The sequence below is a fragment of the Pseudomonas sp. AC463 genome (genome assembly GCF_979253585.1).
Genome location: NZ_CEEDDZ010000001.1, coordinates 268,260 through 282,940, shown reverse-complemented (window position 1 = coordinate 282,940; position 14,681 = coordinate 268,260). Strand labels below are relative to the sequence as shown.

At 58.6% G+C, this 14,681-nt stretch carries 9 protein-coding genes; 5 read left to right on the top strand and 4 right to left on the bottom strand.

Features of this window, described 5'->3' with window-relative positions; genetic code table 11:
- Positions 1 to 277: 277 nt before the first annotated feature.
- The gene (locus AC0IYH_RS01330; protein ID WP_471832848.1) at positions 278 to 2,407 is read right to left on the bottom strand and encodes a TonB-dependent siderophore receptor; all 2,130 of its coding nucleotides are present in this window, start codon (positions 2,405 to 2,407) and stop codon (positions 278 to 280) included.
- An 803-nt stretch (positions 2,408 to 3,210) separates the two neighbouring features.
- Between AC0IYH_RS01330 and AC0IYH_RS01325 the strand changes: the two genes are divergently transcribed.
- The gene (locus AC0IYH_RS01325; RefSeq protein WP_471832752.1) at positions 3,211 to 4,428 is read left to right on the top strand and encodes a DUF1444 family protein; all 1,218 of its coding nucleotides are present in this window, start codon (positions 3,211 to 3,213) and stop codon (positions 4,426 to 4,428) included.
- A gap of 351 nt (positions 4,429 to 4,779) precedes the next feature.
- Here the strand turns inward: AC0IYH_RS01325 and AC0IYH_RS01320 are convergent, their stop codons facing one another.
- Together AC0IYH_RS01320 and AC0IYH_RS01315 are read right to left on the bottom strand one after the other, a co-directional pair.
- Entirely contained in the window at positions 4,780 to 6,048 is a 1,269-nt protein-coding gene (locus tag AC0IYH_RS01320) for a tyrosine-type recombinase/integrase (RefSeq protein ID WP_471832751.1), read from the bottom strand.
- A 153-nt stretch (positions 6,049 to 6,201) separates the two neighbouring features.
- Positions 6,202 to 7,116 (bottom strand): LysR family transcriptional regulator, encoded by a 915-nt coding sequence (locus AC0IYH_RS01315; protein ID WP_028616088.1) that lies wholly within the window; start codon positions 7,114 to 7,116, stop codon positions 6,202 to 6,204.
- A gap of 267 nt (positions 7,117 to 7,383) precedes the next feature.
- On the opposite strand from AC0IYH_RS01315, the gene AC0IYH_RS01310 reads away from it, so the two are divergent.
- The 4 genes from AC0IYH_RS01310 (at position 7,384) to pgm (ending at position 13,686) form a co-directional block, all read left to right on the top strand.
- Positions 7,384 to 8,406, top strand: a complete 1,023-nt coding sequence (locus AC0IYH_RS01310) for a zinc-dependent alcohol dehydrogenase family protein (RefSeq protein WP_116628016.1) — start codon at positions 7,384 to 7,386, stop codon at positions 8,404 to 8,406.
- Positions 8,407 to 9,109: 703 nt separating this feature from the next.
- The gene (locus tag AC0IYH_RS01305) at positions 9,110 to 10,534 is read left to right on the top strand and encodes a hypothetical protein (RefSeq protein WP_471832750.1); all 1,425 of its coding nucleotides are present in this window, start codon (positions 9,110 to 9,112) and stop codon (positions 10,532 to 10,534) included.
- Entirely contained in the window at positions 10,531 to 11,937 is a 1,407-nt protein-coding gene (locus AC0IYH_RS01300; protein WP_471832749.1) for an aminotransferase-like domain-containing protein, read from the top strand. The genes AC0IYH_RS01305 and AC0IYH_RS01300 overlap by 4 nt, the downstream gene beginning before the upstream one ends.
- A gap of 105 nt (positions 11,938 to 12,042) precedes the next feature.
- Positions 12,043 to 13,686, top strand: coding sequence for a phosphoglucomutase (alpha-D-glucose-1,6-bisphosphate-dependent) (gene pgm, locus AC0IYH_RS01295; protein ID WP_471832748.1), 1,644 nt, complete (start codon positions 12,043 to 12,045; stop codon positions 13,684 to 13,686).
- Between the two features lie 128 nt (positions 13,687 to 13,814).
- Here pgm and AC0IYH_RS01290 read toward each other — a convergent pair whose 3' ends face one another.
- Positions 13,815 to 14,510 carry a pirin family protein gene (locus AC0IYH_RS01290; RefSeq protein WP_471832747.1) on the bottom strand — a complete coding sequence of 232 codons (696 nt, stop codon included), beginning with the start codon at positions 14,508 to 14,510 and terminating at the stop codon, positions 13,815 to 13,817.
- Positions 14,511 to 14,681 lie beyond the last annotated feature (171 nt).

The following is a 14,681-nucleotide window of genomic DNA, read 5'->3' as shown; positions in this document are numbered from 1 at the left end:
GCGAATAATGATGGCGTCTTCACTGGCGTGAAGACAATCCGGGAGGGGAACGAGACAGGAATCGAACCATTCGATCCTAGCCCAGCGAAAACGGTAATACTTTTAGATACACCTATGAAAAAGGCGCTCATTTGGGCACTCAGCGTAGCCCAGGTAGTACCCTTGGGCTGCTGTTCCATATGCCTGTCGATCCTTGTTCCGCACGCTGCCTCTTTCCGTTAGGAAGGTAAGGCCGCGCGCCGCAGCAAGGTGCTTGCTCGGCGCGCGGAGCGGCAGATCACCAGTTGAAGTTCACCGAGGTCAGCAGGGTGCGCTCGTCACCGTAGAGACAGGTGGAGAAACTGCACTGCGCGTAGCGCTCGTCGGTCAGGTTGTTGGCGTTGACGGTCACGTCCCAGTGTTCGTCGATCTTGTAGCGCGCCATGGCGTCGAAAAGGGTATAGGCTGGCATGGCCGAATCCATACCCGAGGCCTGTGTTGTACCCATGTAGCGAGCGCCGGCGCCTACGGTCAGTTTCGGAATGCCCCAGTTGATTAAGTCGTAGCGGGTCCACAGGGCTGCCTGGTGGTAGGGCGTTTCGTCGGTACGTTGACCCACTTCAGCGGCGATAGCGCTCTTGGTGGTGCGTGCATCGGTATAGGCGTAGGTGGCGATCACGCTGAGTGCCGGGGTGAGATCCGTCTTGGCTTCCAGCTCCAGACCGCGGGAACGTTCCTCTCCGGTTTGGCGGAACTCGTCGGTGGCTGGATCCTGCTTGAGCACGTTGGTCTGGGTCAGCTCGTAGACGGCTGCGCTGAGCAGCATATTGCTGTCCTTGGGCTGATAGCGCACGCCAACTTCGTACTGTTTGCCTTCGGTGGGGGCGAAGGTCTGGCCGGTGACTTGCGCAACGGAAACCGGGAAGAACGACTCGCTATAGCTGATATAGGGCGCCAGGCCGTTGTCCGCCAGGTAGACCAGGCCCGCACGCCAAGTGGTGGCTTCGTCGCTTTGGCTGGCCTTGGCGCCATTGCGATGCGCCGTCTGCTGCTGGTCAGCCCAGTCGTGGCGGCCACCCAGTTGCAGCACCCACTTGTCGCTGAACTTGATCTGATCCTGGAAATAGGCACCTTTTTGCAGCATATCGAGCTGCGAGCCACGGTCCAGGGCGGGGCTTCTGTTGGCCACTACGGGCTGACCATAGTTGTAGCGACTCAGGTCCAGGCTGGGGGCTGCGCCTCGGAAGTTATGGGAGTCGTAGGAAGTGTCATAGCCGTCGAAACCGACCAGAACGGTGTGCTCGACGCTGCCGAGCTGCCATTTCGATTCGATATTGGTATCGCTGCCCAGGGTTCGAGCACGCTCACGGCGATCACTGTATTGCCGTGCAAGGATGCCGGTATTGGCCGCATTGCGGATAGCAGCTGCGGACGTCTGCGCTTGCAGGTAATTCCACTTCACATCGGACTCGGAGTAACGCAGCTTGTGATTAAGCGTGAAGTGCTCGTTGAAGTGGTGGGTGAATTCGTACCCCAGGGCCGACATCTCGCCATTCATGTCGTCGTAGCCCGGCTCGCCGATAAAGTCGTGGCGGCCGATCTTGAAGGCGCCGTCACCCACACCTTTGACCAACTGATAGGGCAGGGGCGCGGGGAAACGCGTATCGGTCTTCTGATAGAAGGACAGCAGGGTCAGCGATGTGTCTTCGTCAGGGCGCCAGGTCAGCGCCGGGGCGATGTAGATCTTGTCGTCGTTGAGATGATCCTGCTGGGTGTCGCTGTTGCGGCTGAGCAGGGTCAGGCGATAGCTCAGGGTGTCGCTACCGGGCAGTGCGCCGCTGAAATCGGCGGCGAGCTGCTTGCGGTCATTGGAGCCCGCCTGCAGTTGCAGCTCATGAAGCGGCGTTTCGGTTGGGCGCTTGCTGACGCCATTTACCATGCCGCCGGGCGAGAGCTGGCCGTAGAGCACCGAGGCTGCGCCACGGATGACCTCGATGCGCTCCAGGCCATAAGGTTCCTGAATGCCGTCGTAGGAGTTGTTCTGCAGGCGCAGGCCGTCTCGCAGCGAGCCGCCGGTGGCGGATTCGACGGAGAAGCCGCGGATGCGGAAGCGGTCCGCAGTGCGGTTGAAAGCGGTCGCGCTGGCGGTGAACCCTGGCGTGTAGCTCAGCGCCTGGGCCAACGTTTCCGCCTGGCGGTCGCGGATCTCGTCGCTCGTCACCACCGACAGCGACTGCGGCGTCTCGGTGATCGGCGTGTCGGTCTTGGTAGCGCTCATGTTGCGTTTGGCTACATAGCCGACCACATGCTCGGTGGGCTGTTCAACGCTTTGCCCGGTAACGTTGATGGCATCAATCTCCAGGGGCGCAGCCGTGGGGGCCTGGTTAGTCTCAGCGGCATGCAGGCTGCCCGAGCCCAGGCTGGCCATGGCCAGTGCTAGTGCGGTAAGGCTGAAGGCTGAGCGTCGGGCGAAACGTTCGGGGCTTAGGTGCGTAACCTGGCGCATGGCGAAAGAACATCCTCTGATCTTCTGGTATGTGTGCGCAATGCGGAAGACTTTCTGTGATCCTTCACGCCAGTGCGCCTTGGCAGTCAGCAATAGCGGGCGAACTCTACATCTAAATGAGAAATATTTGTACTAGAGAGGCTCCGATCAACTTGTCGTCACCAAGCGGCAAGTTGAAAAAACGCTTAGCACTGCGAAGTGAGCGCGAAATATTCCGCCCGAGCGGCTTTGTCGGATTTACAAGCCCGAGCGACTTGCTCCATTTCGGCCAGAAGCTGGTTTGCCGCTTTACTCATAAGTTATGCGACGATTCGCTCGCACCGCGGGGTGAAGTTTTGCGGTGTCACGTGAGCCTGTCGCAGGTGCTCAATTTTTTGCGATATGGAATGCGATAGCGGTCGCTCTGCGACAAGTTGGGTGCAACTCCGATACGCTCGCCATTTCTCAGGGCAGGGATCAGCAACCGAAGCCGGTCACACTGGCGATTTTATGCCAGCCGCGAATGTCCGGAAATGGCCGATGTCTGCCTGTCGTGAAAGGCGGGCATTTACAACAAAATGCCCCCCGTCTGGGGTTAGAATTCATGAACCTAGCTGTAGGTGTGCGACCCTATATTTCACCTGAGACCCGTCGATATAGAAAGGAGCCGTTCAAGCTATGAACAAGTTTAGCCGCGCCCAACCCACTCTGTTTACAAATGCCTGCTGACACGAAGGATCCTGTGCATGCTCCAATCCCTGCTCGACAAAATCTTCAGTCGTCCTCTGACTCAGGAAGGATTTGCCAAAAAATTTATCGAGTCAGCCCGCAAGGCTGGCTACAGCGAGGCCATGGACTTTCAGGCTAGCGAGTTTCGCATCCGTCATAACAATGGCTCGTACTTCAATCTTCATAACGCCTTTCACGACTATCAAAATGGAGACAAGACCCAGAAGGTCGCAATTCTGAATGGTTACGTATCGACTCTGTTGGTGCCTGGCCAGAGAACCGGGACAGTCTTTGAAAACGTGAAAGCACAATTACGTCCGGTGATTCGAAATCTTGCCATGCTTGAGGAAGTTCGACTTGAGCACGCCAGAAATGGTGGCGACAAGCCGCACGAGGTCGTTTATCAGTCCTTGGGCCGCGACTGTGTGATTATGCTTGCCGTCGACTCTCCCGAGTCTACCGCCACCCTTACCAGCGGCCCTGAAGCGCAGTGGGGTGTCACAATGAATGAGGCAGTGGCGATCTCCATTGAGAACTTGCGCGATACTACTCACGAGGCGTTTGGTGAAATTATCCCTGGGCTTTACGCCGCGGAGTGGGCGGACGGATACGACAGCAGCAGAGTATTGTTGCCAGATGTTCTACAGTGCGCACCCGTTAAAGGTCGACCGGTTTTCATGATCCCCAGTCGTGACGTCTTGATGGTCACGGGCGACAAGGACGAACAAGGCATTCGTCAGATGGTCGAACTTGGCTTCAAAGCGCTTGAGAGGGGCAGGGCAGTCTCCACCGACATTTATACCTATGACGGGCGCGATATCGTCCCATTTCACCCTGATGATGAAACGGTCAATAACCGTCTGGCCACGCTGGAACATTTGCTGCTCCAGGGTAGCTACAGTAATCAGAAAGAGTTGCTCGATAAGGTCAATCTGGAAACGAGCGTCGATGTGTTTGTTGCCTCGTACCTTCTCTACGAGCTGTCTGACCAGAACGGCAAAACCGTATCGATGAGCGCTTGGACAAAAGGTGTGCCGACCCTATTGCCCAAGAGTGATCGCATCGTGTTGGTTGAACCCGTTGAGGGTGGGGAACCTACAGTCAAAACCGTTCTATGGAGCGAGTTTGAATCCGAGCTTGGCGATCTGCTGACTACAGAAGCTGGCTATCCACCTCGCTATCGGACACTAGGATTTCCTTCGGCAGAGCAGCTTAATCGCCTGACTGCCTTGTGATCGCCGCTCAACTAATCTGGCGCACTGCGATGCGGTGGTCGATATTCGTCGGTTGTGAGTTGCCTGGTAGCGGGGGAGGTTGGGACGTCTTTTCGGAGGGGGACTCATACCCTGTTGATCCTATGAAAATGACACCGCCGGCTTGATGATCGTTCGTCCGATTGGCTATGGATAGAATCCAATAGCCTTGCTTAGAATTACCCCTTTTTCCGCTCTTGAAATACCCCAAAAACAAGTCCAGAATTAAGTCTTTTCCTGCTTCGGCAAGAAATAAAACCCTTAGATTTCAATGGGTCGGACGCCAGATACGAGTCTCGTTTCCTGCTCCATTCTCCTGATTTTCGTATATCGTCAATCTGTCGTCACTCGCCAAGCGTTTTGCCGTAGATGATCTAAATAGTCAGCCCATCGTTGAGCCGCTTCCCGGCGTTGCGCTAGCAGTTGCGCACGCGCATAAACAGCCCCTAGCGCACCTGGCATTCTGTGGGATAACGATAGTTCGAGCACAATTGGATCGATTCCCAAGTGCTCGTGTGCAATGGTTCTGTAGGTCGCGCGAAAGCCGTGAGCAGTGATGTTGTACTCCGGCCAAATACGCTGAAAGGACTTGAGCATGGAGGTCGGGTTTATGGGACGTCCCGGATAGACCGGCGAGACGAACACCCACCCTTTGCCTTCTTCATCCACCACGCGGGTTTTATGTAGCTCGCGTAACAGAACCAAGGCCTGTTCAGGCAACGGCACGATGTGTTTGCTCTTGTCCAGATGCTTGGTCTTGCTCACCACATAACGCCAATCGGCGCCCACCAAGTCGACATCTTCCCAGCGCATCTGCACCAGTTCGCCTGGGCGGACCGGCAACATGACCAGCAGGCGCATTGCGGTGGCAACGCTGCCGTCGTTGCAGTCATCAAGGCGTAGAAGAAACCTGCCCAGGTCGGATGGCCTTTCGATCGCCGGGTTGCTGGTCACGATGTGGCGAATCTTCAACTCCTCAATGTTGCTGAGCGCCACGTTGCGCTCCACCCAGCCGCGACCTTCGGCAAAGCCCAGAACGGCACGTATGATGGTGCGCACGCGCCGGGCCATGGCCATGGTGCGCTGGCGGCGCAATTCAGTGATGATCGTAGTGATGTGCTCCAACTTGATCTCGCTGATCGGTTTTTTGCCAATGGCAGGCAAGATGTGGTTGTTCAGCGCTCCGGTAAAGCCCGAGATGGATTTTGTCACCAGTTCGGCAGACTTGAATGCCAACCATTGCTCGGCCACGTAAGCGAAGGTGCGCTCTTCATTGAGCAACTGTGCCTCGATCTTGGCGGTCTTGGCCTTGAGCGGAGCGGTGTGGTTAGCCACGTCGCGGCGTGCGCCGCGGGCAATGTCGCGCGCCTCCTTGAGGCTAATGTCGGGGTAAGCGCCGATGGAGAAGCGGTTTTCCTTCCCACGCAGCCGATACTTCAATCGCCAAACCTTGGAAGGGGATTTGCCGACCTTACTCGACGCCCTCACCTCCAAGTAGAGGCCAGGAACTTCGCCATCGGCGTATTTGCCAGGTTCGGTCAGTGAGCGGATCAAGGCATCGCTGAGTTTTCGTTTGAAAACAACCGCATTATCTGGGGGCATCGGTGGGGGCATCCTTTTTAAGGAACCGAAATTTGCCCCCAATTATGCCCCCATGAGTCGTGGAATCCATTGGATTTAGACAGACGGCCATGGACTTAAGCAACCAATAACTTATTGTTATAAAACGGTTTTATGGAATTTAGTGGAATTCCATTACAGGCTATCGGGGTCCCCGAAGAACATCTGAATCCTCGACCTCAACCACCGCTCCCCCGGATCATTATCCTGCGACCCTCGCCACGCCATATGCAGTTCAAACGACCGCACCGGCAGTGGCGGGTCTTCTGCGCGCAAGCCGCCGGCCGAGGTCAGTGCCTCGGCGGCGTAATCCGGCACGGTGGCCAGGATGTCGGTGCCGGCCAGCAGTGTGCCCAGGCCGTTGAATTGGGGTACGGCCAGGACCACGTGGCGTTTGCGGTCGAGTTTTTCCAGCTCTTCGTCGATAAACCCGCTCAGGTCACCGGCAAACGACACCAGCGCGTGGGGGCGGGCGCAGAAGTCGTCCAGGCTCAGGGAGCCGGGTACGCTGTCGGCGCGCAGCAGTTTGGGCAGGCTGCGGCGCAAGACTTTGCGCTTGGCGTTGGCCGGCAGGTCGGCGGTGTAGCTGACGCCGATGGAGATTTCGCCGGAGGCCAGCAGGCCCGGCATCAGGATGTAATTGACGCGTCGCACCACCAGCACGATGCCGGGCGCTTCGGCACGCAGGCGTTTGAGCAGTTGCGGCAGCAGGGCGAATTCGACATCGTCGGACAGGCCGATACGGAATACGGCGGTGCTGGTGGCCGGGTCAAACTCGGCGGCGCGGCTCACGGCAGTAGAAATCGAATCCAGGGCCGGGGAGAGCAGGGCGAAGATTTCCACTGCCCGGGCCGATGGCTCCATGCTGCGCCCGGTGCGTACAAACAACGGGTCATCGAACAGCCCACGCAGGCGTGACAACGCCGCGCTGATGGCCGGCTGGCCAAGGAACAACTTCTCGGCCGCGCGGGTCACACTGCGCTCATGCATCAAGGTTTCGAATACGATCAAGAGGTTAAGGTCGACACGACGCAGGTCGTTACGGTTCATCTTGGGTCCTGGAAGAGTCAGCAAACTTGACGAGAGCAGTCATATTGAGAACCCTAAGGGTCCATCAGAAGCATGACCGGCATGAATCTTACGGGGAAAGGCTGGTACTCTGCACCGGCTAATTGAGTTTTCCTACGATACTTGAGGGTTATTCCTCAGATGCGGAATCAATGACAGACATGTCGACTATTAACGGCGACCGGTGGTCTTACCCGGAAAGCCCAGATAGAGTTCATGGCATTAGAGGTTACTTTGACGAGGTTTGCGATGTCCCGCACGATCCGTTTTCACAAGTTTGGTCCGGCCGAGGTGCTCAAGTGCGAAGAGCATGCAGCCGCGCAGCCCGCACCGGGCGAAGTGCAGGTGCGTGTCGAAGCGATTGGCATCAGCTGGTATGACATTTTGTGGCGCCAGAACCTGGCGTCTTCCCATGCACGTCTGCCTTCCGGCCTTGGCCATGAGATGGCCGGGGTTGTGGTCGCCGTGGGCGACGGCGTGGATGACTTGGCAGTGGGCGATAAAGTGGCCAGTTTTCCGGCCGAGAGCCCCAATGATTACCCGGTGTATGGCGAACAGATCGTCCTGCCCCGTTCGGCCCTGACCCGCTACCCGGATGTCTTGAGCCCTATCGAAGCCAGCGTGCACTACACGCCGCTGCTGATCGCCTACTTTGCATATGTGGACCTGGCACGGGTTAAACCCGGGCAGTTTGCCCTGGTGACCGACGCCAGCCACTGCGCCGGCCCTTCGTTTGTGCAGCTGGGCAAAGCCTTGGGGGTGCGAGTGATCGCCGCCACCAAGGACAGCGCGGAGCGCGAGTATCTGCTCTCCCTGGGCGCGGAAAAGGTCATCGTTACCGAAGAGCAGGACCTGCTGATGCAAATCAACAAGTTCACCGACAATCGCGGCGTAGACGTGGTGTTCGATGGCTTGGGCGGCCCGCAGATGTCGTTGCTCGGTGACGTGCTGGCGCCCCGTGGCAGCCTGGTGCTTTATGGCCTGCAGGGTGGCAACCAGACGCCATTCCCGGCGTGTGCAGCGTTCCAGAAGAACATTCAGTTCTTTGTGCACTGCATCGGTAACTTCACCGGCAAGCCAGAGCTGGGCATTATCCAGGACCAGGTGGCATTGCAACGTGCCTTGCGTGATATCAACCAGCTCACTGCCGACCGCGTGCTGGTGCCGCTGAAAACCACGGTATTCCCGTTCAATCAGTTCGTGGAAGCGCACCGTTACATGGACGAATGCCCGTGCCGTGAGCGTGTGGCGTTGCAGGTTGAAGCTGTTTAAAGCGTAGGAATATTCGTAAACGAATATTCCTGACTACTGGCGCATGGGGCAAATGCGCCATTTGACAGGGCTGAACCTGCGCCGTCGATAAACTGCCCACCTCGCGTTTTAGCCCCTGATCCCTGACGTTACTCCCGGACGCCGCCCTGAATTTCAGCGCGGCGTCGTTGCGTGTGCGCCATTTATAGTTGGCGTGTCGCCGATCTGCACTGGTTTTTGCCTGGCGTCTGTATCTATTAATCATTATTCCAGCACTGATAATTGCGCCTTCACTTTCATCTCAAGGATTGAGCAATGATTGAATGTCTAACACACCCGTCGCGAGTTACTCGAACTAACACGGCGGCATCCACGCGGCATCATGGAATCAGGTACTGCCACGGTGAGGTAGCCCGGCAAATGAGGAAGTTGCTCGGGCTATTTTGTCGGGCTCTTCTTTAAATGGTTAGTTAATGAAGTGTAGGAGCCTGTCGGAACGGTCCTAGGGCTTATATTTTGGTCAGCGCAGCCCCATTGAATCAATGGGTTGGCGGGTTTGCGTGAGGGAGTCGGTATCCAAAGGTCAACGTGCCCTTTTGTTACTTGGTGCTAACGTCTATTGATCCGCGCATGTAACGGCGAGCGAACTTCCAAACGTGTAATAACTCGAGCAACACTGTCAGCAGTTGCTTGAAACTGATATTTCAACTCAGGTAGTAGAACGATGAGCACTATTCACGAGCAGGCCATGAACTATGTTTACCAACAAGTTCTGCAACGTTTGATTGGGCACTTCAATCGCGCTGAGCGTACTGCGCTCCAGTTGTTGATCCAGCGAATTATTGTGGCGGCGGGGGGCATGGAACAGGTTGGAGATTACAAAGTCTTGATCGCCCATGGAGGCGGTGAAGTCAGCAGTTACACCCTGGCGTTGTTGCGGGCGGCCCAATTGTCGATTGCCGGTCGAGCCCCGCGCACCTTTCAATTGCGGGTTGCCACGTTGCGACACCCTGGTGTGACCGAGGCCCGGCTTGAAACCCTCAACCGAGGCTACAGCCGACTGTTCCTGCACGATGACCCAAGGGTTGAGTTGCTGATGGTGGAAAACCAGGAGGTACATCCCTTCAACCACCTGCGCCCGGCCTCTGCCGTCGGGCGTGAAATCAGCCAGCGCAATATGTTGATGGTGGGGCACCTGACCTCCGGGGACTGTCGCGCAACGTTGTGCAATGACACCTACCTGTCCCTGGGTGATTTCTACCAGCGGGCCAGCACTTGGCATGGCGGGGTGCATGCACTGGTCAGCGGCGACTCGCCGCGCAAGCAAAGCCACCTGTTGGCATGGCTGAAGAAATGCGCCCAGGGTGCCGGCGTTCCTGTCACCAAGGAGTGGCCGTTGTCGCTCAATGGTCTGTTCGCGCGAATGGAGGAGTGGAGCATCGGGTATTACCACGATCTGTTCGGCGAACATTATGTGGCCTCGGACAACCCCAGCAAGGTCGGCCATCGCAACCTGGCGTACATCGGCATCGCCGACCTGCTGGACGACATCGACCCTGGCGCGTCGCCGTTGCTCGCCGAGTTCATGGCCTACAGCCCCGATCCGCTGGGTTTTCACTTCAGCTACCCGTCATTTTCCAATCCGTTGCTGATGGCTCACCTGCGTGGGTTGCAAGCCCAATGCCTGCGCGAGCTGGACTATGACGAAGGGGTGGAAGGCTTTATCCAGCAGGTACGTCCCTACATGCGCCGTCTGCACCTTTGCGAGGACTTGCTTGCCGAGGCAGGCACCTGTGAAGGTCGCATGCTGTCGAGCGCCTACGCCAACCAGTTCTTTGGCCTGGATGAAACCCAACTGACCTGCATGCTGTTCTCGCCATTTATCCATCATGGCGAGCGGCTGGAAGGCTACTTGCGTCAATGCCATCCGGGCATGCTGGTGGCCCTGCCCGAGTTGCACAAGGTGCTGCAGGGCAAACCGTCCGCAGAAATGTTGCAGCAGTGGGTCACCGATACCAGCGGCTTGCCCATGACCTTATTGCAGCACCTGTACCGCAAGCGGCCGCAGGCCGTTGCGCAGGGCAAGCTGCGCAACGCTGCTGCAACGCCGCGCGGCACTTCGCAGGCCTTTCAATTGTCCGGCCGATGATTCTGCGCGGCGAGCGGCAGGCGGACTTCGCGTATCAGGCGGTCTATCGCTACATGATCAGGCTGATCAATGAAGTCAGCACCGATGCGCGGGTAAAGCTGCCGTCCCTGCGGCAATTGGCCGAGCGCCTGAACGTTTCGATTTCGACGATCCAGTATGCCTATTCGCTGCTGGAGAAGGAGGGCAGAGTCTATTCCGTGGCGAAGTCGGGCTACTACGCCTGGCCCCTGTCGGCTAACCCGGCGAACGGGGTGGGAGGTGATCTGCTCGATCGCCTCTACGCAGCAGCCCGTCGCCCTGGCATGGTGGTGCTCAGCGGCGATGAACCCGCACTGCTGGCCTCGCTGGATCCAACCCTGTTGCGGCTCGAACGGGAGCTGGTGCGCCAGTATCCACGGCACTTGCAACCCTGGTCCCAGCCCTGCGGCGTATGGGAGTTGCGCGCGGTATTGGCGGCGCGCTACACCTCGTCTCCCACGCGCTGCTGGCACGCCGATGACGTCTATATCGGCGCCGACCTGCGCGGTGTGCTGGATATCCTGGTCGAGGTGTTAGGCCTGCGGGGTACCACGGTGATTGTGGAATCACCCTGCGACTGGCTGATCCTGCGTCTGTTCCAGGACGCCGGGGTGCACATCATCGAATTGCCCTGGACGCCGCTAGGGCGACTGGATCTGGTTACTCTGGAAGCACTGTTGCGCAGTGAACCGGTGCACCTGCTGGTGTTGTCGTCGGTGGTCAGCCTGCCTGCGGGGGTGGCCATGCCGGCCGGCGACCGCCAGCAGGTCGCGCAACTGCTGGAGCAGCATGGCTGCTGGCTGCTGGAAAACGACACCTTTGGCGAGCTGGGTTTCCAGCAGCCGCATACAGCTCTGCGACAGCTGGTGAACCCGGAGCGGCTGATTGTGTTTTCTTCATTCGAGAAAGTGCTGGGGGCGGAAGCGCCCTATGGTTATCTGCTCTCGCGGCGTATGAGCAGTGAACTGCAGCGTCAGTTTCTGTTGCGCTCGTTCCGACTCTCATCGATTCGCCAGCGCGCCATTGCCCGCTTGTATCAAAGCGGGCGGATTGACCAGCATCTGCTCGTGCTGCGCGAGCGACTGCGCGCGCAGGCAGCCGAAATGAGCCTGCGCCTGGATCAGCACCTGGGCGAACAAGTCACCTATCGGCCGCCTGCCGCCGGGGCGGCCTTCTGGCTGGAGTCTGCGCGGGCCGTGGATATGCGCCAGGTATTCCAACTGATGTTGGCCCAGCAGGTGGTGTTGGCGCCCGGAGAGCTGTTCAGTGTCGGCGGCCTGCATCACCAGCATCTGCGCTTGAGCCATACCTTTCACGGGCAGCCCAACCTGAATATCGCCCTGGCGGCATTGGGCGATGCGTTGCGTCAGGCACAGATAGGCTGACTGCGTGAAGTTTCTCTTGATGATGTAGGATCGATACCGTCGCGCAGCAGTCCAACACTCAGTAAACTGCCATTTTTTCCGAATCCTTCTCTCCGAGGTTTATGCATGACAATCAGTCCTTTTGCGGGCAAGCCGGCGCCAGCCCAGTTGCTGGTGGATATCCCGCGACTGGTCACGGCCTATTACACCGGCCAGCCTGATGCAGCAATCTCCACCCAGCGCGTGGCCTTCGGTACTTCCGGGCATCGCGGCAGCTCGTTCGAACTGAGCTTCAACGAATGGCACGTGCTCGCCATCAGCCAGGCCATCTGCCTGTACCGCGAAGCCCAGGGCATCAACGGCCCGTTGTTCGTAGGCTTGGATACCCACGCACTGTCGACGCCCGCCGGTGCCAGTGCCCTGGAAGTGCTGGCCGCCAACGGCGTGCACGTGATGCTGGCCGAAGGCGATGAATACACGCCGACTCCGGCGATTTCCCACGCCATCATCTGCTACAACCGTGGCCGCACCAGCGGCCTGGCTGACGGTATTGTGATTACTCCGTCGCACAATCCGCCGCAAAGCGGGGGCTACAAGTACAACCCGCCCAATGGCGGCCCGGCCGATACCCATGTAACCAAATGGATCGAAGCCAAGGCCAACGAGCTGCTGGCCAATAAGCTGGCCGGGGTCAAGCGGATTACTCACGCCCAGGCGCTCAAGGCCGACACCACCCACCGCCATGACTACCTCAACAGCTATGTGGCTGACCTGGTCAATGTCATCGACATGGACGCCATCCGCAGCGCCGACCTGCGCCTGGGTGTCGACCCGTTGGGTGGAGCAGGGGTGCGCTACTGGTCGGCGATTGCCGAGCACTATCGCCTGAACCTCGAGGTGGTGAACACCGAAGTCGACGCTACGTTCCGCTTTATGAGCGTCGACTGGGACGGCCAGATCCGCATGGACCCGTCCTCCAGCTATGCCATGCAAGGCCTGATCGGCCTCAAGGACCGATTCGACGTGGCCTTCGCCTGCGACCCGGACCACGACCGTCACGGCATCGTCACCCCGACCGGCGGCCTGTTGGCGCCAAACAACTACCTGGCCGTGTCCATCGACTACCTGTTCCAGAACCGTCCCGACTGGCGCGCCGACGCGGCCGTGGGCAAGACCGTGGTCAGCAGCGGCCTGATCGACCGCGTGGCCGCACGCATTGGCCGGCGCCTGTATGAGGTGCCGGTAGGCTTCAAGTGGTTCGCTGACGGCTTGTTCGAGGGTTCATTGGGCTTTGGCGGTGAAGAAAGCGCCGGCGCCTCGTTCCTGCGCAAGGACGGCACTGTGTGGAGTACCGACAAAGACGGCCTGATCCCGGCGTTGCTGGCGGCAGAAATGACCTCGCGCAAAGGCCAGGACCCAAGCCAGATCTACCGTGGGCTGACCGACGCCCTGGGTGAGCCGTTCGCCATTCGTGTCGACGCCAAGGCCACTCCGGCGCAAAAAGCCTTGCTGGGCAAACTGTCGCCGCAGCAGGTGACCTCCACCACGCTCGCCGGTGAAAGCATCCAGCAGATCCTCAGCCACGCGCCAGGCAACGATCAGGCGATTGGAGGCTTGAAGGTGATGACCGAAAACGGCTGGTTCGCCGCGCGGCCATCGGGCACCGAGGACATCTACAAGATCTACGCCGAGAGCTTCATAGGTGAAGATCACCTCAAGCAGTTGGTGGAAGAGGCACAGGTGCTGGTAGACGGCGCAATCTCCCAGTAACACAGCTGGTCAAAGTGTGGGAGGGGGCTTGCCCCCGATAGCGGTAGCTCAGTCGATATCCATGTTGACTGACACACCGCCATCGGGGGCAAGCCCCCTCCCACAGTTGTTTTGGGTCAGGCTTGAGATCAGGCCAGGTCGACCAGCACTATCTCGCTGTCTTCAATCGCCGTAACCCGCAACACCTGCTCATCCTCCACCGCAACCCCGTCTCGAGCTTGCGCACGCAAGCCATTGACTTCAATCACACCGGTGGCAGGCACCAGGTACGCCCGACGCCCGCTGTCCAGCCGGTATTCGGCGCTTTCCCCGGCTTTCAGGTTAGCCGCCACCAGGCGTGCATCGGCGCGGATGCGCAGGCTTTCAGTGTCACCGGCCTTGCCGCTGGCCAGGGTTACAAAGCCTTCCCGCTCGCCTTGTGGAAACGGCTTGGCACCCCAGGAAGGCGGTAAACCGGCCTCATTCGGGATAATCCAGATCTGGAAAATCTTGGTCGGCGTCGCCTCCAGGTTGTATTCGCTGTGGGCGATCCCGGTGCCGGCACTCATTACTTGCACATCGCCAGCCTCGGTGCGGCCCTTGTTGCCCAGGTTGTCGGCGTGGCTGATGGCGCCTTCACGCACATAGGTGATGATTTCCATGTCGCGGTGCGAATGCTGGGGGAAACCGGTGCTGGGGGCGATGATGTCGTCGTTCCACACCCGCAGGTTGCCCCAGTGCATACGCTTGGGGTCGTGGTATTCGGCAAACGAAAAGTGGTGATGGGCGTCAAGCCAGCCATGGTGGGCGCCGCCCAAGCTGTTGAAAGGTCGAAGTTCAAGCATGATTGCCTCCTGTTGATGGCGCCTATGATCCAATAGCCCATGATCGATAAAAAGCGTAAAAAATGCCTGATTCCTATCTATGGATTAGATTGGTTGCTGGCGTTTTGACTTTCACTTCATCGCCTAACTGCATGACGGCAAAGCAATTGGCTGGAACTGAACGCCGATTCC